General features: G+C 74.7%; 22 protein-coding genes. 11 read left to right on the top strand and 11 right to left on the bottom strand.

All coding sequences use genetic code 11. From position 1 onward, the window contains the following. Window positions 1-41: 41 nt before the first annotated feature. From ACZ6J5_RS32885 to ACZ6J5_RS32860, 6 genes are all read right to left on the bottom strand, one after another. The gene (locus ACZ6J5_RS32885; RefSeq protein WP_469397573.1) at window positions 42-2,951 is read right to left on the bottom strand and encodes a helix-turn-helix transcriptional regulator; all 2,910 of its coding nucleotides are present in this window, start codon (window positions 2,949-2,951) and stop codon (window positions 42-44) included. 140 nt (window positions 2,952-3,091) lie between these two features. After that, on the bottom strand, window positions 3,092-3,730 hold the full coding sequence (locus tag ACZ6J5_RS32880) for a response regulator (protein WP_469397572.1): 639 nt from the start codon (window positions 3,728-3,730) through the stop codon (window positions 3,092-3,094). Further along, window positions 3,718-4,887: a sensor histidine kinase gene (locus tag ACZ6J5_RS32875; protein WP_469397570.1), complete on the bottom strand. Its 1,170-nt coding sequence runs from the start codon at window positions 4,885-4,887 to the stop codon at window positions 3,718-3,720. The genes ACZ6J5_RS32880 and ACZ6J5_RS32875 overlap by 13 nt, the downstream gene beginning before the upstream one ends. Before the next feature lie 219 nt (window positions 4,888-5,106). Next, window positions 5,107-7,173 (bottom strand): galactose-binding domain-containing protein, encoded by a 2,067-nt coding sequence (locus ACZ6J5_RS32870; protein ID WP_469397568.1) that lies wholly within the window; start codon window positions 7,171-7,173, stop codon window positions 5,107-5,109. 139 nt (window positions 7,174-7,312) lie between these two features. Then, window positions 7,313-7,906 carry a TetR/AcrR family transcriptional regulator gene (locus ACZ6J5_RS32865; protein WP_469397566.1) on the bottom strand — a complete coding sequence of 198 codons (594 nt, stop codon included), beginning with the start codon at window positions 7,904-7,906 and terminating at the stop codon, window positions 7,313-7,315. 51 nt (window positions 7,907-7,957) lie between these two features. Beyond that, the gene (locus ACZ6J5_RS32860) at window positions 7,958-8,704 is read right to left on the bottom strand and encodes a hypothetical protein (RefSeq protein ID WP_469397565.1); all 747 of its coding nucleotides are present in this window, start codon (window positions 8,702-8,704) and stop codon (window positions 7,958-7,960) included. Window positions 8,705-8,911: 207 nt separating this feature from the next. Between ACZ6J5_RS32860 and ACZ6J5_RS32855 the strand changes: the two genes are divergently transcribed. From ACZ6J5_RS32855 to ACZ6J5_RS32815, 9 genes are all read left to right on the top strand, one after another. Further along, window positions 8,912-11,260 carry a collagenase gene (locus ACZ6J5_RS32855; RefSeq protein ID WP_469397563.1) on the top strand — a complete coding sequence of 783 codons (2,349 nt, stop codon included), beginning with the start codon at window positions 8,912-8,914 and terminating at the stop codon, window positions 11,258-11,260. Window positions 11,261-11,331: 71 nt separating this feature from the next. Then, the gene (locus ACZ6J5_RS32850; RefSeq protein WP_469397562.1) at window positions 11,332-12,480 is read left to right on the top strand and encodes an NAD(P)/FAD-dependent oxidoreductase; all 1,149 of its coding nucleotides are present in this window, start codon (window positions 11,332-11,334) and stop codon (window positions 12,478-12,480) included. A gap of 34 nt (window positions 12,481-12,514) precedes the next feature. Next, window positions 12,515-12,826, top strand: coding sequence for a (2Fe-2S)-binding protein (locus tag ACZ6J5_RS32845; protein WP_469397561.1), 312 nt, complete (start codon window positions 12,515-12,517; stop codon window positions 12,824-12,826). Beyond that, window positions 12,807-14,198, top strand: coding sequence for an FAD-dependent oxidoreductase (locus tag ACZ6J5_RS32840; RefSeq protein WP_469397559.1), 1,392 nt, complete (start codon window positions 12,807-12,809; stop codon window positions 14,196-14,198). The genes ACZ6J5_RS32845 and ACZ6J5_RS32840 overlap by 20 nt, the downstream gene beginning before the upstream one ends. 82 nt (window positions 14,199-14,280) lie before the next feature. Then, window positions 14,281-15,231 (top strand): dihydrodipicolinate synthase family protein, encoded by a 951-nt coding sequence (locus tag ACZ6J5_RS32835; protein ID WP_469397558.1) that lies wholly within the window; start codon window positions 14,281-14,283, stop codon window positions 15,229-15,231. A 116-nt stretch (window positions 15,232-15,347) separates the two neighbouring features. After that, window positions 15,348-16,352, top strand: a complete 1,005-nt coding sequence (locus ACZ6J5_RS32830; RefSeq protein ID WP_469397556.1) for a proline racemase family protein — start codon at window positions 15,348-15,350, stop codon at window positions 16,350-16,352. Then, window positions 16,349-17,422: a proline racemase family protein gene (locus tag ACZ6J5_RS32825; RefSeq protein WP_469397555.1), complete on the top strand. Its 1,074-nt coding sequence runs from the start codon at window positions 16,349-16,351 to the stop codon at window positions 17,420-17,422. The genes ACZ6J5_RS32830 and ACZ6J5_RS32825 overlap by 4 nt, the downstream gene beginning before the upstream one ends. After that, window positions 17,419-18,459, top strand: coding sequence for an ornithine cyclodeaminase family protein (locus ACZ6J5_RS32820; protein WP_469397553.1), 1,041 nt, complete (start codon window positions 17,419-17,421; stop codon window positions 18,457-18,459). The genes ACZ6J5_RS32825 and ACZ6J5_RS32820 overlap by 4 nt, the downstream gene beginning before the upstream one ends. 40 nt (window positions 18,460-18,499) lie before the next feature. Next, entirely contained in the window at window positions 18,500-19,216 is a 717-nt protein-coding gene (locus ACZ6J5_RS32815) for a GntR family transcriptional regulator (protein WP_469397551.1), read from the top strand. Between the two features lie 4 nt (window positions 19,217-19,220). On the opposite strand, the gene ACZ6J5_RS32810 is transcribed toward ACZ6J5_RS32815, so the two are convergent. The 4 genes from ACZ6J5_RS32810 to ACZ6J5_RS32795 form a co-directional block, all read right to left on the bottom strand. Next, the gene (locus tag ACZ6J5_RS32810) at window positions 19,221-19,652 is read right to left on the bottom strand and encodes a PPOX class F420-dependent oxidoreductase (protein ID WP_469397550.1); all 432 of its coding nucleotides are present in this window, start codon (window positions 19,650-19,652) and stop codon (window positions 19,221-19,223) included. Between the two features lie 51 nt (window positions 19,653-19,703). Beyond that, on the bottom strand, window positions 19,704-20,075 hold the full coding sequence (locus tag ACZ6J5_RS32805; RefSeq protein WP_469397549.1) for a zinc ribbon domain-containing protein YjdM: 372 nt from the start codon (window positions 20,073-20,075) through the stop codon (window positions 19,704-19,706). Window positions 20,076-20,142: 67 nt separating this feature from the next. Beyond that, window positions 20,143-20,763: a phosphatase PAP2 family protein gene (locus ACZ6J5_RS32800; protein ID WP_469397547.1), complete on the bottom strand. Its 621-nt coding sequence runs from the start codon at window positions 20,761-20,763 to the stop codon at window positions 20,143-20,145. After that, entirely contained in the window at window positions 20,738-22,099 is a 1,362-nt protein-coding gene (locus ACZ6J5_RS32795) for a diacylglycerol/lipid kinase family protein (RefSeq protein WP_469397546.1), read from the bottom strand. Before ACZ6J5_RS32795 ends, ACZ6J5_RS32800 begins: the two co-directional genes overlap by 26 nt. A gap of 166 nt (window positions 22,100-22,265) precedes the next feature. On the opposite strand from ACZ6J5_RS32795, the gene ACZ6J5_RS32790 reads away from it, so the two are divergent. Continuing rightward, complete coding sequence (locus ACZ6J5_RS32790) at window positions 22,266-22,694, top strand: GNAT family N-acetyltransferase (RefSeq protein WP_469397544.1); 429 nt, start codon at window positions 22,266-22,268, stop codon at window positions 22,692-22,694. Window positions 22,695-22,721: 27 nt separating this feature from the next. Here the strand turns inward: ACZ6J5_RS32790 and ACZ6J5_RS32785 are convergent, their stop codons facing one another. Next, complete coding sequence (locus ACZ6J5_RS32785) at window positions 22,722-23,180, bottom strand: Crp/Fnr family transcriptional regulator (RefSeq protein ID WP_469397543.1); 459 nt, start codon at window positions 23,178-23,180, stop codon at window positions 22,722-22,724. Between the two features lie 223 nt (window positions 23,181-23,403). Here ACZ6J5_RS32785 and ACZ6J5_RS32780 point away from each other — a divergent pair, with 223 nt between their 5' ends. Further along, window positions 23,404-24,099: an alpha/beta hydrolase gene (locus tag ACZ6J5_RS32780; protein WP_469397541.1), complete on the top strand. Its 696-nt coding sequence runs from the start codon at window positions 23,404-23,406 to the stop codon at window positions 24,097-24,099. Window positions 24,100-24,229: the final 130 nt, after the last annotated feature.

Here is a 24,229-nt window from a genome sequence, read left to right as displayed (position 1 = left end):
CCCGCCCGGCCCCCGGGTCCCCCCCCCATGCCCCCGCACCCCTACACCGGACCGCCCACCAGCTCCCGCGCCGCCGAGGCGAACGCCGCCCGGGTCGGATGCCCCGTCTTCTGGAGGAGGCTCGACACGTGCTTCTCCACCGTCCGGGGCGAGATGTGCAGCCGCCCCGCGATGTCCCGGTTCCCGAACCGCTCCGCCAGCAGCCGCGCCACCTCGAACTCCCGCACCGTGATCCCGCAGCGGCGCAGCACCGGCGGCACCCGGTCCGCCCCCGAACGGCGCTGCCGCACCGGCGCGCCCATCCCGCGCAGCAGCGCCCGGCAGGCCCCCGCGGGCGCGGGCAGCCCGGCACCGTGGAAGAACTCCTCCGCCTCGCGCAGCCACTCCACCGGCGCCCCCCAGCCGTCCTCGTACGCCGCGCGCGCCACCAGCCGCATCCCCAGATGCCGGGCCACCGGATACGGCGCCGCGGCCTCCAGCGCCGCCGCCGCCTCGGCCGCCGCCTCCCCGGGCCCGCCCTCCCGGCCCAGCAGCACCGCGTGCGCCAGCCCCACGAACACCCGGTTCCAGCGCTCCCCGGCCGCGCTCGCCGCCACGGCCCCCGCGTGGTGCCGCCGCCCCAGCCGGCCCGCCAGCACCCCCAGCAGCAGCACGATCCCGTGCCGGCCGAAATCGGCCGCCGCCGGATTCTCCCCGTCGTACGCCAGCGCCCGAGCGAACTCCCGCTCCACGCCCTCGTGGTCCTCCTCCAGCAGCGAGCAGAACGCCCGCCCCATCCCGTACGCCACCGGCCGCAGCCCCGGCGCCGCGTCCGCCAGCGGAGCCAGCCGCCCCAGCGCCTCCTCCATCTCGGCCCGCCGCCCCCGCTGCGCCCACCGCACCGCGTCGAGCAGCCGCCACCGCGCCAGCACCCCGCCCAGACCGCACCGCGCCGCCTCGGCGATCCCCTCGCGGACCAGCTCCCCGGCCGCGTCGAACGCCCCGCGCCGCACCAGATCCAGCGCCAGCACCAGCCCCGCCTCGTGCGCGACCGGCAGCAGCCCCGCCCGCAGCGCCTCCGCCCGCACCCGTTCCACCGCGCCGGTCCGCCCCTCGCGGGCCGCCTCCACCCGGGCCAGCCCGAGCTCGGCGGCGAGCCGCACCCCCGCGAGACCATGCGCCTCGGCGAGCAGCCGCGCCTCCTCGAAGCCGGCCACCGCGGCCGGTTCGTCCCGCTCCCGCACCAGCCCGGCCAGCGCGACCAGCGCCCGCCCCGTCACCTCCGGCAGCCCCGCCGCCCGGGCCGCCGCCACCGCCCGCCGCGCCGACTCCTCGGCGGTGCGCAGCCGTTCGGGCGCGAGCCGCGCCGGTTCGACGAGCGCCCCCGCCAGCTCGACGCGGGCCGTCGCCGCCGCGTCGTCCCGCCCCACGAGCAGCCGCCGGGCCGAATCGAGCTCCCGCAGCCCCTCCGCCGGCCGCCCGGCCAGCGCCAGCACCTCGGCGGACCGGGCGCGCAGACCCGCGCGCCGCTCCGGGGACACCGAGGGCCCCGGCTCCCACGGGCGCCCGCCGCCCGCGCCCGGACGCCCCGGGAGCACCGCCGGGGGCAGCCGGTCGAGCCGGCCCGAGCCGCCGGCCGCTTCCAGGAGCCGCTCCAGGACCGTGGCGTGCGCCTCGGGGGCGGCGCCCGGGCCGGACAGCCGGTGCGCCCGGACCAGCAGGTCCAGCGCCAGGCCGGGGGCGTCCTCGGCGCCCGCCCGCCGGGCCGCCTCGGCGTACAGGCGGACGGCCTCGGCCCGCTCGCCCGCGTGCTCGTGGAGCTCCGCCGCACGGGCGCACCAGGCGCCGGGCAGCCGAGGGTGCAGGGCGCCGAGCGCGGCGGCGGCGCGGCGCGCGTACGCGGCGTGTTCGACGGGCCCCAGGGTGTCCCGCAGCGCCTCGGCGGCCAGCGGATAGCGGAAGGCGTACCCGTCGGTGCCGGGACCGTCCGGCACCAGCAGGCAGGCGGTGGCCGCCGCCCGCAGCAGCGCCGTCAGCTCGTCCTGCGGGCCGCCGGCCGCCCGGCGCAGCACCGGCAGCGGGAAGCGGGGGCCGAGGAGCGCGGCGAGGCTCAGCAGTTCCTCGCCGCGCGGGCCGAGCCGCGCGGCCCGCAGCCGCAGGTTCTGGGCGATGCCGCCGAGGCCGTGGACCACCTCCCGGACGACGAAGGGCAGGCCCGCGCCGTCGGCCGCCGCGCGCCGGACGAGCGCGGGGCTCACCTCCTCGGGCGCGACGCCCAGTTCGGCCGCCACCAGCCGGCGCACCGCCGAGCGGCCGAGCGGGGCGAGGTCGACGACGGCGGCGAGGCCGTCCTGCCGGGCGCGGGCGGTGAGCGCGTGCGCCCCGCAGGGTTCGCGGCCCACGGTGAGCAGCAGCACGGCGGGCAGCTGCCCGAGGTTGTCGAGGAGGTATTCGACGACGGCCAGGGTGCCGGCGTCGGCCGCGTGCAGGTCGTCCAGGACCAGCAGGCAGCCGCGCCGCCGCCCGACGACCGCGATCAGCCGCAGCAGCGCCTCGGCGACCGGCAGCGGCGACACGGCGGGCGCCGCCGGGTCCGCCGGTCCGGCGAGGAGCCGGGCCAGGACCGGTCCGCAGCGGCCGAGTTCGGCGGGCGCGGGGGCGGGCTCGGCCCGGCAGAGGGCGAGCAGCGCCTCCACCAGTGGCCGGTACGGCACGGCCGGGCCGACGGTGCCGGCGCGGCCCCGGGCGGTGACCATGCCGGCCGCGCGGGCGGCGGTGAGCGCCTCGGTGGCGAACCGGGTCTTGCCGACGCCGGGTTCGCCGGTGACGACGACCGCCCCGCCCCTGCCGTCCCGGGCGGCCGCGAGGGCGGCCGTGACCCGTTCCGTCTCGGGCCCCCGGCCCACGAACGGCCCCTCGTCGTGCGGGACGCGGTCCCGGGCCGGTGCGGTACAGGCGCAGGGGTTCGTCATCTGCCTCTCCTAGGGCGTGGGGGAGGAGGGAGGACGGCGGACGGGGCGACGGCCACGTGCGCCGGCTCTTGACGATAGGAAGCGGGCGGGTGCCCCCAGCAGCCCACCGTTTGGGGGGCTTGCGGGGGCTCCGTCCGTGGTCAGACCCCGTCGATGCGGTCCTCGCGGACCCGCTCGGCGAGGTCGATCTTCGTGTAGGCGGGGCGGCCCGCCTGCTGGTATTTGGCCTTCACCCGGTCCAGGTAGTCCTTGGCGGTGTGCACGGTGATCCCGGCGCGGCGGGCGGCCGACTTCAGGGTCATCCCGGAGGCGTAATCGACCAGGACCTGACGTTCTCTCGGCGAGAGCCTCGGGCGCGCCGGGCCGTCGTCGTGGGCGCAGGCGAAGGCCAGTTCGGGGGAGTGGGCGCCGTGTCCGGCCGCCACGTCCTTGATCGCGGCGACCAGCGTCGGCAGGTCGTTGTCCTTGGTGAGGTAGCCGTCGGCCCCGGCCCGGAGCGCCTCGATGACCCGGGTGCGGTCCGGCACGGTGCTGATCACCAGGACCCGGCTGCCGGAGCGCAGCACCCGCCGGATGTTGTCGGCGGGCGCGGAGCCGTCCCGGAGCAGCAGGTCCAGCAGGACGACGTCGGGCGGTCCGGCCGGTCCGGCGAGCAGGTCCCCGACGGTCGCCGCCATCGCGGCCACCCGCAGCTCGGGGACCCCGCCGAGCCAGGCCCGCATCCCGTCGAGGAGCATCCGGTCGTCGTCGACGACGCCGACAGTGATCACCCGGGCCATCTCAGCTCCACCCGTACGCCCTCGCCGGGTGCGGTGTCGACGGTGGCGCGCCCGCCGACCTCGGCCATCCGCTCGCGCACCGAGCGGCGCAGCCCGAGCCCCGGCGGCGCGGCGCCGGGGTCGAAGCCGGGCCCCCGGTCGACGACGGTGACGACGGCGCCGCCGGGCCCGTCGGGCGCGGCGGTCGCGGTGAGCCAGGCGTGCCCGGTCCCGGCGTGCCGGCGCACGTTGTTGAGGGCTTCGCGGGCGGCGTCGGCGAAGGCGGCGGCGACCTCGGGCGGCACCGGGGGCAGCGCGTGGTACTGGGCGGTGACCCGCAGCCGCAGGCTCTCGGCGGAGCCGACGGCCTCCTCCAGGGCGGCGCCCAGCTCCGGGTGGTGCGTCTCGTCGGCGGTCTGCTGGATCAGCCGGCGCAGATAGGCGGCCTCCTTGGCGCACCGCTCCCGCACCTCGGGCGCGTTGGCGTCGATGCCGCCGGCGGCCAGGGTGGTGAGGGTGGCGAGGACGGTGTCGTGCAGCGCCCGGTGGTGCTGGAGCCGCTCGGCGTACCGGGCCTTCTGGGTCTCGGCGGCGAGCGCGCGGGCGTTGGCCTCGTCGAGCATCCGGCCCTGGCGGCGCAGGTACCACCAGAAGACCCAGGTCATCACGGCCGAGGAGAGCAGCGAGTTGACGTGCCCGCCGAGGACGGCCCGGCTGGCGCCCACCAGTTCGTAGCCGATCAGGTGGGTCGCCACGAGCAGGGCCAGCGCGGTCAGCGCCTGGAGCCGGGGGAGCGCCACGGACACCACGCCGCTGGAGGAGCCGCCGAGCAGCATGGCCCAGCCGAGCGCGGGGGTCTCGCGCACGCCGCCCCAGACGTAGAGCGCGAAGGGCAGCAGACAGCCGACGACCAGGACGTCGGCCCAGACGTGCCGGGGGTCGAACCAGCCTCGGCCGAGCGCCGCGCCGAAGAGCAGCAGGCTCAGTCCGAGGGCGGCGGCGAGCCCGAGGAACTGCACGGGGTGGCCCTGCTGGTGCTGGGCGACGGCGGCGACGCCGACGGTGAGGTGGCTCGCCCGGTAGAGCAGGGTGGCCAGAACGAGGAAGGACTGCGCGCGTTGGAGGCCGGATCCCGCCACGGTGGAGTGCCGCAACGCCCGTAATCGATCCCCCACCATGGACCCCACCTGCACGACCACGCCCTCCCGCGCCCGAATTCGCCCTATGGCCGCATTCTGCCGGAGCGAGAACCGGCCGACAGGACGCCCCCCGGCCGTTTTGCGCGGACGGTGAAGAGGCTGGGGCAGCCCTGTGCGGAGGCCCGGGGAGGGGCCGGGGCCGCACGCGAAGGGGCCCGCCGGACGGTCCGGCGGGCCCCTTCCCCTGCGACGCGCGGTCTACGACCGGCTGACGGTCAGCTCGTAGAGCGAATAGCCCCACTGCGTCCCGCGCTTGACGCCCTGCACCCGCACGTAGCGGGCCGGCTGGGAGGCGAACTCGGCCGTGTCGTAGCCGCCGTCACCGGCCTCCGTGGACCAGGCGCTCTTCCAGTTCGTCCCGTCCTCGGACAGCTCGATCCGGTACGCCCGCCCGTAGGCGGCCTCCCAGTCGAGGGTGACCCGGCCGACCCGGCGCACCTCGCCCAGGTCCACCTGGAGCCACTGGTCGTCCGACCACTCGCTGGCCCAGCGGGTCCCGGTGTCGCCGTCGACGGTGTGCGCGGGGGAGAAGTTGACGAAGGGGTTCCACCACTGGGTGGTGGAGGCCGAGGCGGGCCGGCCCGCCGCCAGGTTGACGCCGAGCTCGTGCTTCTCGGTCTTCTTCCAGGTGGTCAGGTACGTCTCCGCGCCGCGCGACAGCTCGTCCACGACCCCCGGACCGCCCGGGGTGAGCCGGATCTGCTCGACCCAGTCGGGCACCAGTCCGTTGTGCGCGGCGCCGTCGAGGTTGAGGTCCCAGGTGCGCTCGCCGGTGACCTGCCGGTCGATGACCGAGCCGCCGTCGAAGCTGCGGAAGGGGTACTTCACCGCGTTCGGGGCGTCCGCCCCGACCGGGCCCGGCCAGCCGCCGACGCCGTTCATGTCGGTGCCGTAGCCGAGGCCGACCCCGTACTTCTGGCGCAGCGCCGCCTTCTGCGCGGCCTCGCCGATGAAGCCCTGGGCGTTGTGCATGTACTCGGCGACGAAGCCGCCGAGCCGGTAGACCCGCTCGGTCCAGTCCAGGTCCATCCAGCTGTGGCTGGAGATGACGCCCGGGTACTCCTCGGCCTCCAGCATGTCCAGCGCCCGCCCGGCCGCCTTCACGCTCATGTGGTCGAGCTCCAGCATCATGCCGCGCTGCATCATGCCCTTCAGCGCGTACTCGCCGAGTCTGGTCAGACCGCGCGTGTTGCACTTGGCGTCCGAGGCGTACGACGGGACGCTCACCCCGGCCGGCAGCTTCTCCGCCATCGCGGCGGGCGCCACCAGGCCGATCGGGTTGTCCTGCTGCGGGCCCGCGCACTTCTCGGTGGTCCAGAAGGTGCCGGTGGACAGGAACTGCCCGATGTTCACGGCCACGCCCGTGGTGCCGCTGTCGAAGCGCACCCCGCACAGCGCGTTGTCGAACTTGTGGCAGAGGAACATGCTGCGCACGCCGAGCCCGTACAGCTCGTCCAGGCCCTTGTCGATGTCCGCCTTGCCGCACTGGGCGACGTCCAGGATCTGCTTGCAGCCGAAGGGCTCGGAGGTCTCGACGCCGAGCACGACCGCCAGCTTGCCCTGCTCGATGACCGAGCGGGCCTGGGCGGAGTCCAGGACGATGCGGAACCAGCCCTTGCCGGGACCGCCGTACATCTTGTCGATGTACGCCTGCATCTCGTACGACTTGCGGGCCTCCAGGCGGATCGCGTCCATCTCGTCGCAGCCGCGGTCGCGGGGCAGCAGCGAGCAGATCAGCCCGTTGGTGACCAGGTCGTTGACGAGCACCCGCTGGCCGCCGCGCCAGGCCCGCTCGACCCAGGCGTAGTAGTTCTGCTGGTGGCTCAGCGAGTTGTTGGCGGGCCAGTCCTTGAAGGTGGGCCAGCCGACCGGGTCGTGCTTGCCGTTGTCACCGCCGGTCAGGTGCTCGAAGAGGGCGCCGGAACCGTCCGGGTAGTGCTCCGGACAGTCCTTGAGCGCGTCCGCGACGCCCGCCTCGGAGAAGGTCTGGCCGCAGATCATCCGGCCGCCGAAGCCCTCGTTGGACATCAGGTGGTTGTGCGCGTCGATGAAGCCGCGCACCTTGCCCTGGGCGTCGGTGCCCTTGAAGGGGGCGCCCGTCACGTTGATCTGGGAGTCGGGGGCGGGCCGCGCGGTGGGTTCCCACCACGAACCGGCGTCGGCCGCGGGGACCGGCCCCGCACCGAAGACGACGGTGGCCAGGGCGATGAGCAGCGAGGCGAGGGCGAACCGCCCGCCCGCTCTGCGCTTTGTTGGTCGATTCATGGTCAGCGATGCCTTCGGTCATGGGGGTGTACCGGGCTGGGCCGCCGGATGTTTCTTGCGGTAACAGCGACTGGCCAGAGGATCGCGAGGATCGCCGAGTGAGTCAATAGTCCGGGTCAAATGACCTGTTGACGGAAGATCAGTCCCCGATCAGCGTCACCAGCTGGTCGGCGGTCGCGTCCAGCAGCGCCGCCGCCGTCCGCTCGTCGCCCAGCACCAGGTACTGCAGGGTCAGCCCGTCGATCATCGCCGCGAGCAGGTGCGCGAGCAGCCGCATCGGCACCCTCGGCTCGACTTCGCACACCGCGCAGACCTGCTCTATCAAGGTGGTTCCCGAGGCCACGTACTGCTCGTACTGGGCCCGCGCCAGATGCTCGAAGCCCTCCTCGCGCAGCGCGTACTGGGTGAGCTCGTACGTCAGCATGTGCTCGGCCGGATGGGCGGCGACGTGCTCCCAGTACGTGCCGAGGGCGCCCCGGACCGTCTCGCGCAGGGTCCCCTTAGGCTCGACCGCCGACATCACCCGGGCCACGTAGTGGTCGGTGATCGACTCGATCGCCGCCTCCAGCAGGGCCTGCTTGGAGTCGAAGCAGTAGTGGAAGACGCTCAGCGAGACGCCCGCCTCGGCGCAGATCGACCGGGTCGTCGTCCGTGCGACGCCGTCCCTGGCCATCGCCCGCACCGCCGCCTCGACCAGCTGCCGGCGCCGTTCCGCCGACGGCATCCGCGCCATGGTTCCTCCTCGTGATCGGAGCGGACAGGGTAACCGCCGCGCCGCTCGGGCTCAGGCGCGCCACCAGGGCTCGCGGACCACCTCGTCGGGGTCGGAGGCGCAGCGCGAGCCGTTGACGACCCCGCCGCCCGCGACGTCCCAGCCGACCACGCCGTCGCCCTGCCGCTCGAACTCGATCAGGCGCGCCCGCGAGACGCCGGAACCGGTGTCCACGTCGCACCGCACGGTCCCGGCCCAGGACCGCCCGTCGAGCGCGGCGGCCAGCGCGAGCAGCGGCAGGACGAGCAGGGTGAGGACCAGGCCGGTGGCCCAGACGGCGTCGGCGGTGCGGTGCAGTGGGCCGGCCGCACGGGTCCGCCGGTGGCCGCCCGCGTACCGTCCGGACCGGTGGTCCACCAGCACGCCGAGCCGCAGCGCGTACGCGAGGAGCCCGGCCGCCAGGGCCCACTTCCAGCCGCTGAGCGCGCCGACCACGAGGGCGAGCGCGGCCGGCACGATGGCGGCGGAGGCGGCGGTCGCCCTGAAGCCGCGCCCGGGGTGGGCCGGTCCCCGCCCGTGCTCGCCGAGGTAGAGGTACCAGGCGCGGGCGGCGGTGACCGCGAGCACGGTGGAGAGCAGCGGCTCGAAGAGGAACATGCCGCTCATGACGTCGAGCCAGTTCTTGGGCCCCATGGTGTCCAGCGCCTCGCGCGCGGCCTCGCCGCCGCCGAGCGTCCAGGACAGCTTCAGTACGGGGACGGCGAACAGGGCCGCCGTCAGCATCGCGCGCTCCGCGCCGGACCGCTCACCCTCGCTCACGCGCCGAGCCTAGGCGCCGTCCGCCGGCCGGCCCCGGACCGACACCTTCGTGAACTCGTGGGAACTCACAGGTGCACAGGTCTTGTCAGTGCAATTTCACATTACTATGTTACAGCTCACATGGTGACGGTACTCCGTCAAGTTCCTGTGAGCCAGGGGCTTTCCGGCCGTGTGACCCCCACTTTCCGTCCGACTTGGAGTCCCCAGGTGAACCAGCACAAGGCCGTGCGTTCCACCCTCCTCGCCACCGCGATCGCGGTGACCCTCGTCGCCTCCGCCGGCCAGGCCGTCGGCAGCCCGGCCCCGCAGCGCCCGGCGGCCGTGCCCGCCTCCCTCGCCGCCGCCCCCGCCACCTCGTCGAACCCCTTCGACGAGGTGGACCACCTCGCCGACGCCAAGCCCCACAAGCCCGCCCCGGCCCCCGCCCCGGGCGGCGCCCCCGAGGCCCGCGTCCCGGGCCCGGCGAAGAGCGCCGCGAAGGCCACCGCCGCCACGGCCCGCACCGCGGAGGCCCCCACCCTCGCCGGCGGCGTGCCCTGCACCCTGGACGGCATCACCCGCCTGTCGCCCGAGCAGTTCGCGGACTTCCTCGCCGACAGGGCCGTCACCGCCGACGTCTGCCTGCGCGGCCTCATCTGGACCTGGGACGCCCGCCTGGCCCCCGTCATGTCGGACGCCCACGTCCAGGCTGTCTCCCGCCGCATCTCGTCCCTCGCGGCGAACCACGACGGCACCAACTCCTCGAACCTGGAGGAGATGTTCACGTACCTCCACGCGGTCGTGTACCACGACTTCTCGCGCTCCGAGATCGACGTGACGGACGCCCCGACCGTCGACGCCATGCGCCGGGCGATAGCCGACTTCGGCAACGCCGCCCGCACCTTCGACGTCACCGCCGCGAACGCCCGCACCCTGCGCGAGGCCCTCTACGCGGCCAGCGGCCCGGGGCTGCGCCAGTACCAGCTCGGCCTGATCACCCGGGTGCTCGCCACCATGGACGCCGCCCACACCGCGACCAACAAGGACGCGAACTGGGCGGGCGCCGCGCTCGCCGCCCTGTCCACCAACTACCTGGGCGTCTACCCGGGCAACCAGGACGCCGCCTTCCAGGCCGCCGCCAAGGCCGACCCCGGCTACCGCGCCGCCTTCAAGGCGTTCGCCGGCTACACCCACCTCAAGGGCACGGCCAACTCCTGGGTGGTCCGCGACGCCCTCAGCGAGTACGGCCGCTTCGGCCAGATCGACGGCCTGAAGGACGCCGTCTCCGCAGACCTCGGAAGCCTCCTCGGCTCCGTCGAGTCCGCCTTCGGCTACGGCAGCCCCCAGTGGGCCTCGATCGTCTCCTGGCTGAACTACTACAACGCCTGCGCGCCCTACGGCGTCTGCAAGGCGGACATCGAGAAGAAGCTCTTCCCCTACACGTACACGTACGACAACGGCGGCATCAAGGTCCGCACCGCCCTGGACCGGGCCACCGTCGACCAGCTCTACTACGCCAGCAAGCAGGTCAAGTCCCAGTTCCACCGGGTGCTCGGCACCGACCAGCCGCTCGCGGGCGACACCAACAGCACCCTCAACATCGTCCTGTACGCCTCCCGCGCCGACTACGAGGTCTACCACCCGGTCCTGACCGGCTACAGCACCAACAACGGCGGCATCTACATCGAGAACGGCGCCACCTTCTACACGTACCAGCGCCGCGTCCCGCAGGACTCCAGCCTCACCCTGGAAGAGCTCTTCCGGCACGAGTACACCCACTACCTGAACGGCCGCTGGGCGGTCCCCGGCACCTTCGGCCAGGGCCCCTGGTACCAGAACGACCGCACCACCGCCATGGACGAGGGCACCGCCGAGTTCTTCGACGGGGCCACCCGCGACAACGGCATCGCCGTCCGCAAGTCCCTGGTGCGCGGCATCATCAACGACACCGCGGGCGGCGGCCCCCGCATGAGCGTCCGCCAGCTCCTGCACGCCACCTACGACGGCGACGGCTTCCGTTTCTACAACTACGCGGGCACCTTCTTCGAGTTCCTGTGGACCGAGCGCCCGTCCCTGCTGCGCGAGATGTACACCAACCTGCGGGCCAACGACGTGGCCGGCTACGACGCCTGGCGCGAGCGCCTCAGCGCCGACCCGGGCCTCCAGGCGGCCTACGACCGCTTCCTGGACGCCCAGATCGCCCAGGTCGACACGTTGTACGTGCCGAACACCGCCTTCACCCCCAACGACCAGCTCCGCGACACGTCCGCCGCCGCCGTCCGCTCGGCGTTCTCCACCGCCACCTACAACAACCCGGACTGCGTGGAGAACGGCGACCCCGGCAAGAAGCGCTTCGTCTGTACGGGCCGGATCACGGCGAACCTGAAGGACGCGGGCAGCCCGGACCAGGTCTTCAAGGACATGTCGGAGACGGTCGACTACTTCATCCTCGACCGCGCCGGCGCGGCCTCGAACAACATGGCCGACATGAACTGCTCCTTCGGCCCGGTGGACATCTGGTCCAACCGGGTGGCGGGCACCTCGTCGTTCACCTGCGAAGGCCCGCTCCGCACCTGATCACGGAACCGACCGCTGCCCGGGCCCGGAGGGGCCTGGGCAGCGCCTAAAGAATGTGACATATTACTGCCGTGCCCAAGAGACACTCCCTGGACGTCGTGATCATCGGTGCCGGCGTGGTCGGAGCAGCCTGCGCCTACTACGCGGCCCGCGCCGGCCTCTCCGTCGCCGTAGTCGACCGCGGTCCCGTCGCGGGCGGCACCACGGGTGCCGGGGAAGGAAACCTGCTCGTCTCCGACAAGGAGGCGGGCCCCGAGCTCGACCTCGCGCTGCTGTCCACAAGACTGTGGCACGAGCTGGCCGGCGAACTGCCGGACACCGAGTACGAGCCGAAGGGCGGTCTCGTCGTGGCGCCCGACGAGACCACCCTGAAGGCCCTCCGCACCTACGCGGAAGCGCAACGAACAGCGGGCGTGGCGACCGACGAAGTCCCCGCCGACACCCTCCACGCCTACGAGCCGCACCTGGCCCCGGACCTGGCGGGCGCCTTCCACTACCCCCAGGACGCGCAGGTCCAGCCGGCGAAGGCGGCGGCGCGCCTCCTGGAGGCATCGAAGGCGACGGCGTACCTGGGTGAGCAGGTCACGGAAATCCTCCTCACCCCCGCCGGCGGCATCCGGGGCATCCGCACACCCCGCCGGGACCTCCTGGCCCCGGCGGTGGTGAACGCGGCGGGCACCTGGGGCGGTGAGGTGGCGGCCCTGGCCGGCACCACGCTCCCGGTCCTGCCCCGCAAGGGCTTCGTCCTGGTGACGGAACCGCTGCCGAGGGTGGTGCGCCACAAGGTGTACGCGGCGGACTACGTGGCGGACGTGGCCAGCGACGCGGCGTCGCTCCAGTCGTCCGCGGTGGTCGAGGGCACCCCGGCGGGCCCGGTCCTGATCGGCGCGACCAGGGAGCGGGTGGGCTTCGACCGCACCCTGTCCACCGAGGCGCTCAGGCGCCTGGCGACCCAGGCGCGGGCACTCTTCCCGTTCCTGGCGGACGTGGACGTCCAGCGCGTCTACCACGGCTTCCGCCCGTACCTCCCGGACCACCTGCCGGCGATCGGCGCGGACCCGAGGGTCCCGGGCCTCTACCACGCCTGCGGCCACGAGGGAGCGGGCATCGGCCTGGCCCCGGCGACGGGAAGCCTGGTGGCGGCGCAACTCACCGACGGGCAACTCCCACTCGACCCGGCACCGTTCCGTCCGGACCGCCCTTTCCCGGACGAGGCGTGAGCCGCCCCCACGCCCCCACCCACGGAGCACCGAGATGACCACCCCGCGCGACCTGGTGGGCGGCACGCCCCCCACCCCGCACACCGTCACCTTCGACGGCCGCGAACTCCCGGCGGAAGAAGGCCAGTCCATCGCCGCGGTCCTCTGGACCGCGGGGATCATGTCCTGGCGCACGACCCGGGGGAGGAACGCGCCGAGGGGCGTGTTCTGCGGCATCGGCCAGTGCTTCGACTGCCTGGTCACCGTCAACGGCGAGCCCAACCGCAGGGCCTGCCTCGCCCCGGCGAACCCGGGCGACTCGATCACCACCCAGGAGGGAACCGGCCGTGCCGAACTCGGCTGCTGATCTGGCGATCGTCGGAGCGGGCCCCGCGGGCCTCGCCGCCGCCGTGACCGCCGCGGACCTGGGCCTGACGGTGGTCCTCCTGGACGCGGCGAGCCGCCCGGGCGGGCAGTTCTACCGCAGCCCCGCCCCGGGCCTGCGCGCGGAACGCCCACAGGCGCTGCACCACGACTGGCAGGCGTTCGCGACCCGCGAGCGGCGCCTGCGGGAATCCGGTGTCGAGCACCTGGCGGAGACCCACGTCTGGACGGTCCTGCCGAACAACGAGGGCTGGACGCTGCACGCCCGCACCCAGGCGGACGCCCCGGTCACGGTCCACGCCCGCACGGTCCTGCTGGCCACCGGCGCGTACGAGCGCCAACTCCCCTTTCCCGGCTGGACGCTGCCCGGCGTCGTCGGCGCGGGCGGCGCGCAGGCGATGCTGAAGAGCGGCCTGGTGCTCCCGGGCCGCCGCGTCGTCGTGGCGGGCAGCGGCCCGCTGCTGCTCGCGGTGGCGGCCACCCTCGCGTCGGCGGGCGCCCGCGTCCCGGCGGTCGTGGAGGCCGCCGGATACACGGGCTACGCCCGCAGCACCGGCACCCTCCTGCGCAACCCGGCGAAGCTGATCGAGGGCGCCCGCTACGGCGCCGCCCTGGCCCGTCACCACGTACGCCCGCTCACCCGGCACGCGGTGGTCGAGGCGCACGGCACGGCCCGCGTGGAGGCGGTCACGGTCGCCCGCCTGGACCGCGACTGGCGCCCCGTCCCGGGCACCGCGCGCCGCATCCCGTGCGACGCCCTCGCGGTGGGCCACGGCCTGGTCCCGGAGCTGTCGCTGGCGACGAGCCTGGGCTGCGCGACCCGGACGGCGACGGACGGCACGGTGGCCCTGGCCCTGACGCGGGACCAGCGCACCTCGGTCCCGGGCCTGTGGGCGGCAGGCGAGACGGGCGGCGTCGGCGGAGCCCAACTGGCCCTGACGGAGGGCGAGCTGGCGGCCCGCACGATCGCGGCGAGCCTGGGCCGGAAGACGGACGGCGAGGCGACGGCCCGTCTGCACCGCACGAGGGACCGCCTGCGGTCCTTCGCGGACGCGATGGGCGCGGCGCACCGCCCCGGCGAGGGCTGGACGGCGTGGCTGCGCGAGACCACGGACGTGTGCCGCTGCGAGGAGGTGACGGCGCGGGAGATCCACGAGGCGACCACCGAGCTGGGCGCGTCGGATCCCCGCACGGTCAAGCTCCTGACCCGGGCCGGCATGGGCTGGTGCCAGGGCAGGATGTGCGGCCCGGCGGTGGCGGCGCTGTGCGGCGGGGCCGCGGGCCCGGACCGGCGCCCGCTGGCGTGCCCGGTCCCGCTCCGCCACCTGGCGGAACTCCCCGCCGACCCGGCCTGATCAGGCGGAACGGAATGCCCGCACCCTCTTGTGGGCACCCCACACCCCTCAGTAAAATGTCACACACTACAAAGGAGAGAAAATGACCGAGAACAAGACGACCCCGACGACCCCCACGTCTACCCCCGGCATCGGCGCCTGGACCCCCACCCGCCCCTGGCGAGGCATCATGGTCGCCACCGCCCTCCCCCTGCGTGAGGACCGCTCCGTCGACTTCGACGCCTACGCCGCGCACGTCCGCTGGCTCATCGACAACGGCTGCGACGGCGTCGTCCCCAACGGCTCGCTCGGCGAGTACCAGACCCTGACCGACGTGGAGCGCGCCCAGGTCGTCCGCACCGCCGTCGAGGCGGCGGGCGACGGCGCGCGGGTGATGCCGGGCGTCGCCGCGTACGGCAGCGCCGAGTCCCGGCGCTGGGCCGAGCAGGCGGCCGAGGCGGGCGCCGGATCGGTCCTGCTCCTCCCGCCGAACGCCTTCCGCGCCGACGAGGACGCGGTCCGCGCCCACTACGCGGACGTCGCGAAGGCGGGCCTGCCGATCGTGGCGTACAACAACCCGATCGACACCAAGGTGGACCTGACCCCCCGCCTGCTCTCGCGGCTGCACGCCGACGGCACCATCGTGGCCGTCAAGGAGTTCAGCGGCGACGTCCGCCGCGCCTACGAGATCGCCGAACTGGCCCCGGAGCTCGACCTGCTGATCGGCGCCGACGACGTGCTCCTGGAGCTGGCCCTGGCCGGCGCCGTCGGCTGGATCGCCGGCTACCCGAACGCGTTCCCGGCGTCCTGCGCCGAGCTCTACCACGCCGCCGTCGCGGGCGACCTGACGACCGCGCTGCCGCTCTACAAGTCGCTGCACTCGCTGCTCCGCTGGGACTCGAAGACCGAGTTCGTCCAGGCGATCAAGCTGTCGATGGACCTGGCGGGCCGCCCCGGCGGCGCCACCCGCCCGCCCCGCCACCCCCTCGCGGGCGAGACGCTGGCGGCCGTACGCTCCGCGACGGAGAAGGCGATCGCGGAAGGCCACCGCTGAAACAGCGGCCCAAGCGACTGCCGAAGCGGAAGCCTGAGCAACGGCCCGAGCAACGGCCCGAGCAGCGGCCCAAGCCAACACCACAACCGCCGGCCCACCACCGACCGAGGGGAAAAATGCGCACCACTCACGTCTACCACGCGGTCAACTCGCACACCGAGGGCATGCCGACCCGCGTGATCACCGGGGGAGTCGGGGTGATCCCCGGCGCCACCATGGCCGAGAAGCGCGTCCACTTCATCGAGCACCTGGACCACCTGCGCACCCTGCTCATGCTGGAACCGCGCGGCCACGCCGCGATGAGCGGCGCCATCCTCCAGCCCCCGACCCGCCCGGACGCCGACTACGGGGTCCTGTTCATCGAGGTGTCCGGCCTGCTCCCGATGTGCGGCCACGGCACCATCGGCGTGGCCACCGTCCTGGTCGAGACCGGCATGGTCCCGGTCACCGAGCCGGTGACCACGGTCCGCCTGGACACCCCGGCGGGACTCGTCAGCGTGGACGTACGGGTGGAGGACGGCGCCGCCCGCTCCGTCACCCTCACCAACGTCCCCGCCTTCAGTGCCGGCCTCGACCTCAAGACCGAGGTCCCCGGCTTCGGCACGGTCACCTATGACCTCGCCTACGGCGGCAACTTCTACGCCTTCGTGGAACTCGACGCGATCGGCCTGCCCTTCGACCGCGACCGCAAGGAGGACCTGCTGGCCTTCGGCCTGGCCCTCATGGACGCGATCAACGCGGGCCCGGACCGCCCGGTCCACCCGGAGGACCCCCGGCAGGGCGGCGTGAAGCACGTCTACCTGGCCGCCCCCGGCTCGGACGCCCGCCGCTCGCGGCACGCGATGGCGATCCACCCGGGCTGGTTCGACCGCTCCCCGTGCGGTACGGGCACCAGCGCGCGGATGGCCCAGCTGCACGCGCGCGGACTCCTCGCCCCGGAGCGGGACTTCGTCAACGAGTCCTTCATCGGCACCGAGTTCACCGGCCGGATCGTCGGCGAGACCACGGTCGGCGGCCTCCCGGCGATCGTGCCGACCGTCACCGGCCGGGCCTGGATCACCGGCACCGGGCAGTACTTCCTCGACCCGACCGACCCCTTCCCGGCGGGATTCCTGCTGTGAGCTCCACGGAGGTGCGGACCACCGACTACCACACGGCCGGCGAACCCTTCCGGATCGTCGACCTGGCCGCCGCCGGCCTGCCGCCGTTGCCCGGCGACACCGTCGCCGAGCGCCGGGCCACCCTCCTCGGCCCCGGCGGCGACGGCACGGCGCCCCGGCCCGGCCCGCTGGACGGGCTGCGCCGGCTGCTCGTCCAGGAACCGCGCGGCCACGCGGGCATGTACGGCGGCTTCGTCGTGCCCCCGGACGACGACGGGGCCCACCTGGGCGTCCTGTTCTGGCACAAGGACGGCTACTCCACCGCCTGCGGCCACGGCGCGATGGCGCTCGGCGCCTGGGCCGTGGACTCCGGCCTGGTCCCCGTCCCCGAGGACCGGGGCGCCGGCCGGGACGGCCGGGACGGCCGGGACGTCGAAGTGCGGATCGACGTCCCGTCCGGCCGGGTCGCCGCGACCGTCCACCGCGCGGGAGGCCGCACCACGGGCGTCACCTTCCGCAACGTCCCGGCCCAGGTGACCGGCCGGGCCGTCGAGGTGGCCACCGGCCTCGGCACCGTCGAGGTCGACATCGCGCACGCGGGCGCCTGCTACGCCTCGGTCGCCGCCTCCGCGCTCGGCCTGCGGGTGGACCGCGCCGAGCTGCCCGCGCTGGTGGCAGCGGGACGGGAGATCCGCGCCGCGCTCGACGGGCACCCGGCGACCCGCCACCCGGGCCGGCCTTTGCTCTCCGGGGTGTATGGGGTGATCATGTACGAGGAACTCCCCGACACCCCGGCCGGGCCGCACCAGCGGAACGTCACCGTCTTCGCCGACGGCCAGATCGACCGCTCGCCCTGCGGCTCCGGCACCTCCGCGAGGCTCGCCCTCCTCGCCGACGAGGGCCGGCTGAAGGAGGGCGACACGCTCACCCACGAATCCGTCGTGGGCACGGTCTTCACCGGCCGGATCGCCCCCGGCGGAGCCACACCGGAAGGACTGGTCACCACCGTGACGGGCACCGCGCACCGCACCGGCGAGCACGTCTTCACGCTCGACCCGTACGACCTCCTCGGCTCGGGGTTCGCCCTGTGACCGCCACCCCGCGGGGCTCCGGCGCCCCGCTCTGGATCGACGCCGGGGCCGTGGCCCGGCTGGCGTCGCCGAACGCGGCGGTCGACGCGCTGGCGGACGTACTCCGCGAGGGACTCGACCCGGAGTCCGGCCCGCCACGCACCTCGACGCCGGTGCCCGCCGGCGAGGTGCTGCTGATGCCGGCCGCCTCGGACGCCTGGGCGGGGGTGAAGGTCGTCGGCATCGCCCCCGGCAACCCGGCCCTCGGGCTGCCCCGGATCACCGGCGGCTATCTGCTCCTGGACGGCGCCTCGCTGCTCCCGGTCGCGCTGCTCGACGGCATCGCGCTCACCTCGCTGCGCACCCCGGCGGTCTCCGCCCTGGCGGTCCGCCACCTCACCCCGGCGGACCGGCCGCTGAGCCTCGTCATGTTCGGCTCGGGCCCGCAGGCGTACGCGCACCTGGACGTGCTGTCCGAGGTGCGGGAGCTCGCCGAGGTGGTGGTCGTCGCCCGGAACCCGGAGGGGGCGGAGGCGCTGGCCCGGCACGCCGAGGCGCTGGGCGTGCCGAAGGTCCGCACGGGCACGGCGGGGGACGTGGCGGAGGCGGACCTGGTGGTCTGCTGCACCACGGCCCGCGAGCCGCTGTTCGACGGGCGGCTGGTGCGCCCCGGGGCCACCGTGGTGGCGGTCGGCTCGCACGAGCCGGACGCCCGGGAGGTCGACACCGCCCTGGTCCGCCGGGCCGAGGTGTACGTCGAGTCGCGGACGGCGGCGCTGCGCGAGGCGGGGGACCTGCTGATCCCCGAGGCGGAGGGCGCGATCGGCCCCGGGCACATCGCGGGCACGCTCGCGGACCTGGTCGCGGGCGGCGCCCCGGCGGACCCGGCGGCGCCGCGCTTCTTCAAGAGCGTCGGCATGGCCTGGGAGGACCTGGCGATCGCGGTGGCCCTGTACAAGGCGGCTCGAACGGAGAAGGAGCGGGAGTCTGATCCGGTTCCGGAACCGAATCCGGAACCGAAGCCGGAGGTGCCCCGAGCCTCGGCCAGCGAAACGTGACATTGTACGCTGTCCTCCTGCGAGTTCTCGGAGGAAGCGCGTGGGTGACCTGAAGCAGCACAGCCTCATCAAGGCCCAGGAACGACTGCGTGACCAGGTAGGTCATGCCCTGCGGGCCGCCTTGATAGCGGGCGAACTACGGCCGGGGAGCGTCTATTCGGCGCCCGGTCTCGCCGCCGAGCTCGGCGTCTCGGCGACGCCCGTGCGCGAGGCCATGCTCGACCTGGCCCGTGAGGGCCTGGTCGAGCCGGTCCGCAACAAGGGCTTCCGGATCACCGAGGTCAGCGAGCGCGAGCTCGACCAGTGCACCGAACTGCGCATGCTGATCGAGGTGCCCACGATCGGCCGGGTCACCGCGCTGGCCGCGCCCGAGCGGCTGGAGGAGCTGCGCCCGCTGGCGCAGGAGATCGTCACCAAGGCCCGAGAGCACAACCTCATCGGCTATCTGGAGGCGGACCGGCTCTTCCACCTCACCCTCCTCGGCCTGGCCGGGAACGACAGACTGGTGGAGACGGTGAGCGACCTGCGCAAGCGGTCCCGGCTCTACGGGCTGACCGGCCTGGACGAGGCCGGCAAGCTCGTCTCCTCGGCCGAGGAGCACCTGGAGCTCCTCGACCTGATGATCGCCGGGGACGTGCGGGGCGCGGAGGACTGCATGCACCGCCATCTGGGGCATGTGCGCTCGCTGTGGGCCGAGGCCCGTGACGAGCCGGTCGAGCGCCCCGCCGGGCGGCTGGGCCAGGTCCGCAAGGGCTGAGCGCTCAGCGCACGCTCTGGCCGTACACGTGGTCGACGGACATGCGCATCAGCACCCGTCCGTCGGCCACCATCGCCGCCCGGTACTCCTCCCAGTCGGGGTGCTCCCCGGCGGCCAGCCGGTAGTAGTCCACCAGGGCCTCGACCTCCGGCCCGTGCGGGTCGGTGCCGGGGCCGGTGAGGGTGACCGTGCCCTCGGCGGTCGCCCAGGACCAGCCGTCGGCGCTGGTGACCTCCAGGGCCGCGCGCGGGTCGCGGCGCAGGTTCACCGTCTTGGCCCGGCCCTCGGTCATCGACACGTACAGCGTCTCGGTGGCGGGGTCGTAGAAGGGCATGACGGGGGAGAGCTGGGGGCGGCCGTCGGCCTTGATCGTGGCCAGGACACCGAGCCGGCTCTTCGCGAGCAGCTCGCGGGCATCGAAACGCGTGGTCGTCATGACCGTTCCAAGTCCCGTGCGGGGGCGCTTTGTTCCCGGCTCTCCCCGGGTTCAGGCCTTCTTCACGACGCTCGACTTGAGCTGCATGGGGCCGAAGCCCTCGATCCGGCAGTCGATGTCGTGCCCGTCCACCCCGTCCACCAGCCGGATGCCGCGGACCTTGGTGCCGGCCTTGATGCCGCTCGGGTTGCCCTTGACCTTGAGGGTCTTCGCCACGGTCACCGTGTCGCCGTCGGCGAGCACGTTGCCGACGGCGTCGCGGATCACCCGCTCCCCGGCGGCACCGCCGCCGTCGGCCGTCCCGGTCGCGTCGGCGGCACCGGCCGGCCACTCGTGGCCGCACTCGGGGCACACCAGCAGCGCGCCCATCTCGTACGTGTAGGCGCCGGAGCACTCGGGGCAGGGGGGAAGCGTCTCGTTCACCCCGCGATCGTAGATGGCGATCCTGTTAATTGCGAAAATCTGCAACTGATTGATCGCCTTGTGCCGGCTACCTGGCCGCCTGCCGCCGCCGCTCCCAGGCCCGCGTGCCCGCGAGCGACACGGCGGCGCTGACCAGCCCGAGCACCGCGCCCCCGGCCACGTCCCCCGGATAGTGGACGCCCGTGTGGACGCGCGAGTAGCCCACCGCCGAGGCCAGCAGGGACAGCGGGACCGCCGTCGGCGGCAGGGCCGTGCCGACCGCCGCCGCGAAGGCCACCGCCGAGGCGGTGTGCCCGGACGGGAACGAGGCCGAACTCGGCATCGGCACGTGCCGGTCCACGGTCACCCGGGCCGCCTCCCGGTCCGGGCGCGGGCGCCGCACCAGCCGCTTGCCGAGCAGGTTCGCCGAGGCCGAGGCCACCGCGATGGCACCGAGCCCGGCCCACGCGGCGGTCCTGGCCCGGCCGCCGGCCAGGGCGAGCACCCCGGCCACGGCGAACGAGATCTTCGAGTGGTCGGCCGCGCTCGACAGCCGGCGCAGCCCCCGGTCCAGGGCCGGGGTCGGGGTGGCGGCGACCGCCGCGTACAGGGCGCCGTCCACCGCCCGCAGATCGGCGAGCACGGCCCGCGGCCCGGACCTCGGCGGGGCGGCCGCCGTGGACTCAGCCGTCATGTCTGTCTCGGGCATGTTTCTCTCCTCCTCGGGGGCCGAAGGCCAGGATGACGATCCTGCCCCAGTTCAGCGGGGGGACGGGCGCCGGGGTCCCGGGCCGGTCGCGCGGGACGAGGACGCGCAGGGCGCGCGGCCGCAGGGTGCACACGACGGGCGTCGGCAGGGTCAGCGCCTCGCCGTCCACCGCCACGGGCAGGGTGTCGGCAGCCGAGGTGACCTCGACCCGCCGGGCGGTCAGGACGTTGAGCCCGGTCGCCTGGGAGCCGCGCACCGCGAGCTCGGCGGCCTGCGCGGCGCCTTCCACCCGCACGGCGATGACGCCCAGCTCGCCCCGGTCGAGGCGCGGCCGCCGCCCGCCGCCGAGCGGATCGGGCGAGACGTACGGGTTGTTGCTGACCAGCAGTGCCTGCTGGTCCCGCAGCGCGGTGTCGTCGGCGTCGGCGTCCAGGCGCGCGCCCTCGTCGCCGGTCAGCAGGTCGGGCATCGCCTCCAGGGCCGTGCCCGCCTTCGCGTCCCGGTACTCCGGGCGCTGCACCACGTCCGCGTACACCCCGAAGGAGACCGTGTTCACGAAGGGGCGCCCGGCCACGTCGCCGAGGTCCACCCGCAGCTCCTCGCCGTCCGTCAGGGCGTCCAGGCAACGGGCCGGGTCGGTGCGGTCGAGCCCCAGGTCCATGGCGAAGTGGTTGCGGGTCCCGGCGCTGATCACCAGGAACGGCAGGTCGTGCTCGGCCGCCACCGCCGCCACCAGCGCCTGCGTGCCGTCGCCGCCCGCGACCCCGAGCAGGTCGGCGCCGTCCGCGACGGCCTCCCGGGCCAGCGCCTCCACATCGGTCTGCCCGCCCTCCTCCGGCGGCCCGAGCAGCACCACCCGCGCGCCCAGCGCCTCGGCCCGCTCCACCAGGTGGAAGCGCTCGACCTTCCCGCCGCCCGACTTCGGGTTCATCAGCAGCACCGGCCGCGCCGGACGGGCCGCGGGCGCCGCCGGGCGGTGCGAGCGCGGCCGGGGCAGCGCCGCCCGCGCGCACAGCAGGGCCGTCAGCCACAGCCCGATCGAGAGCAGCGCCGTCGGCCACAGGCCGCCCTCCACGTAGAGCGCGACGAGCCCGACCGGCGCCCCGGCCGCGAGCAGCGCGCCCAGGAACCGCACCGGCCCCCGGTGCGCCAGGAACCACCAGGTGCCCGCCGCGCACAGCACGAGCCCCACCAGACCGCTGAAGACGATCAGCAGCCCGCCGCTCCCGAACGGGACGAACAGCGCGACGACCGCCGCCAGCGCCGCCAGCAGCGCGCAGCGGGCGAACAGGCGCTCCCGGGCCCGCTCAGGTCTCCCCGTACCGTACTCACTCACCACAGCCTCCCCAAGTGTCGATCACAGCCTCGTACCCCGTGCCGCGCCCCACCGCACCCACAGGTCCGATCGGGTGATGCCTCGGCAGGCCACGTCCACGGGTCCGGCCGGATACCGATTGTGGTACGGGCGCGGAGGCGAAAGTATCGCTGGAGTGCGTGAACAGATGCCTGCAGAGCCGCCCAAGGCCGCCAAGCTCACCGACGGGGTCGTCACCCTGGTGCCGAACCCTCCCCTCGACGACGCGGACGCCGAGGCCCGGGAGGGGTTCCGGACCTTCGGCATCCGGGCCGGGCAGCCGGTCGGGAGCGTCGGCCTCCGGTTCGCCGCCGCCGGACTCGCCCGAGGCGACGTCGACGTGACCTACGAGCTCCACCCGGGGGCCCGGGGCCGAGGCTTCGCCACCCGCGCCGTCCTGCTGGCGTGCGCCCACGCCCGCTGCGCCGGGGCCCGCCGCGCGGTGGTCCACAGCCCGGCGGACGACCCGGCCGCCGGGGCGGTCGCCCGCCGCGCCGGGTTCGCCCGCCGGGGCCAGATCAGCCACCGCGACGGCACCCTCGTCGACTGGTACGTCCGGGAGCTGGACCGCGACTGACGTCCGGCCGGCCGCCGCGCCGAGCGGTCACGCGAGGATGCCGCTGCCGTGGGGCGCGTACAGGTCGAGCAGCCGGACCCGCGTCACATGGAGGCGGTGGGCGAGGATCCGGCCCACCCAGTACGTCACCGAGGCGCCGAACTCCGTGTCCGTGCGGCACATCGACCGCACGGCCGTGGCGTCGAACTCGAAGGCCCGCACCGGCGTCATCGCCTCGGCGCCGGACTGGCACAGATAGGGCGGGAACAGCCAGGAGAGACCGACCAGTTCGCCGTGCCGGAGGGTCTCGATCACCGGCGAGCCCCGGCCGGGGACCTTGGCGTCGAGGGTGACCGCGCCGGTCTTCACGATCCAGAAGCGGTCCGCGTGGTCCTGCTCCTCGAACAGCCGGTGCCCCGACTCGAAGCGCACGTCCTCGGCGAAGGCCATGAGCCGTTCCCGGTGCTCGGGCGGAAGGGTGCTGACCTTGGGTGCGGCGGTGCTCATGGCGGGCCTCCTCGGACCGGGCGGCGGTGCGTCCCGCCTCAAGTGTCCGTCGCCCGCGCACGGCGCGCAGTCGGCGCACGCCCCCGGTCACACGGACGGACGCCGTAACGCCGCCCCGGCCCGCCCCTGGCGCGGCCCGCGCGGGCGGTGGCGGCCCCGTCGCCCTCCGCCTAGCGTGGGAGGTCCCGAGGGGGGGACCCCACCCGAGAACGGTGCCACTGTCATGGCAGACAAGCCCTCCATCGTCCTGGTCCACGGGTTCTGGGGCGGAGCGGCCCACTGGTCGCACGTCATCACCGAACTGCACCGGCGTGGCTACGGCGACCTGCACGCCGTCGAGAACCCGCTGACCTCGCTCGCCGAGGACGCCGAGCGCACCCGCAAGATGATCCGGCAGGCCGCCGGACCCGTCGTGCTGGTCGGCCACTCCTACGGCGGCGCCGTCATCTCCGAGGCGGGGGACCTGCCGAACGTCGCCGCCCTGGTCTACATCGCCGCCTTCGCGCCGGACGCGGGCGAGAGCCCCGGGCAGATCAGCCAGGAGCACCCGCCGGCGGCGTTCGAGAACATCGTCCCGGACTCCGACGGCTACCTGTGGGTCAAGCAGGACACGTTCCACGAGAGCTTCTGCCAGGACCTCGACGCCGACGAGGCCCTCGTCATGGCCGTCACGCAGAAGGCCCCGCTCGGCTCCACCTTCGGCGACAACGTGACCGCACCGGCCTGGCGCGCCAAGCCCTGCTGGTACCAGGTCTCCACGCGGGACCGGATGATCGACCCGGACAACGAGCGCCGGATGGCCGCGCGGATGAACCCGGTCAAGACGATCGAGCTCGACGCGAGCCACGCCTCGCTGGCCTCCCAGCCCGGCGCGGTCAGCGACCTCATCGAGGCCGCCGCCCGCGAGACCGTCGGCTGAACCCCGGCCGGGGGGGGGGGGGGGGGGGGGGGGGGGGGGGGGGGGGGGGGGGGCGCGCGGGCGGGGGGCTTTTGTGTGGGCGGGGGGGGCCCGGCCCCCCCCCGGCCCGGGCCCCGCCCCCCCCGCCGCG

The sequence above is a fragment of the Streptomyces sp. NPDC042100 genome, from assembly GCF_055582325.1.
This window is presented reverse-complemented; position numbering and strand designations above follow the sequence as displayed.

Excerpts from the sequence above, each read along its gene's own strand:
- ACZ6J5_RS32885 (WP_469397573.1), bottom strand. The coding sequence starts at position 2,951 with ATGACGAACCCCTGCGCCTGTACCGCACCGGCCCGGGACCGCGTCCCG.
- ACZ6J5_RS32880 (WP_469397572.1), bottom strand. The coding sequence starts at position 3,730 with ATGGCCCGGGTGATCACTGTCGGCGTCGTCGACGACGACCGGATGCTC.
- ACZ6J5_RS32875 (WP_469397570.1), bottom strand. The coding sequence starts at position 4,887 with ATGGTGGGGGATCGATTACGGGCGTTGCGGCACTCCACCGTGGCGGGA.
- ACZ6J5_RS32870 (WP_469397568.1), bottom strand. The coding sequence starts at position 7,173 with ATGAATCGACCAACAAAGCGCAGAGCGGGCGGGCGGTTCGCCCTCGCC.
- ACZ6J5_RS32865 (WP_469397566.1), bottom strand. The coding sequence starts at position 7,906 with ATGGCGCGGATGCCGTCGGCGGAACGGCGCCGGCAGCTGGTCGAGGCG.
- ACZ6J5_RS32845 (WP_469397561.1), top strand. The coding sequence starts at position 12,515 with ATGACCACCCCGCGCGACCTGGTGGGCGGCACGCCCCCCACCCCGCAC.
- ACZ6J5_RS32835 (WP_469397558.1), top strand. The coding sequence starts at position 14,281 with ATGACCGAGAACAAGACGACCCCGACGACCCCCACGTCTACCCCCGGC.
- ACZ6J5_RS32830 (WP_469397556.1), top strand. The coding sequence starts at position 15,348 with ATGCGCACCACTCACGTCTACCACGCGGTCAACTCGCACACCGAGGGC.
- ACZ6J5_RS32810 (WP_469397550.1), bottom strand. The coding sequence starts at position 19,652 with ATGACGACCACGCGTTTCGATGCCCGCGAGCTGCTCGCGAAGAGCCGG.
- ACZ6J5_RS32800 (WP_469397547.1), bottom strand. The coding sequence starts at position 20,763 with ATGCCCGAGACAGACATGACGGCTGAGTCCACGGCGGCCGCCCCGCCG.
- ACZ6J5_RS32790 (WP_469397544.1), top strand. The coding sequence starts at position 22,266 with ATGCCTGCAGAGCCGCCCAAGGCCGCCAAGCTCACCGACGGGGTCGTC.
- ACZ6J5_RS32785 (WP_469397543.1), bottom strand. The coding sequence starts at position 23,180 with ATGAGCACCGCCGCACCCAAGGTCAGCACCCTTCCGCCCGAGCACCGG.
- ACZ6J5_RS32780 (WP_469397541.1), top strand. The coding sequence starts at position 23,404 with ATGGCAGACAAGCCCTCCATCGTCCTGGTCCACGGGTTCTGGGGCGGA.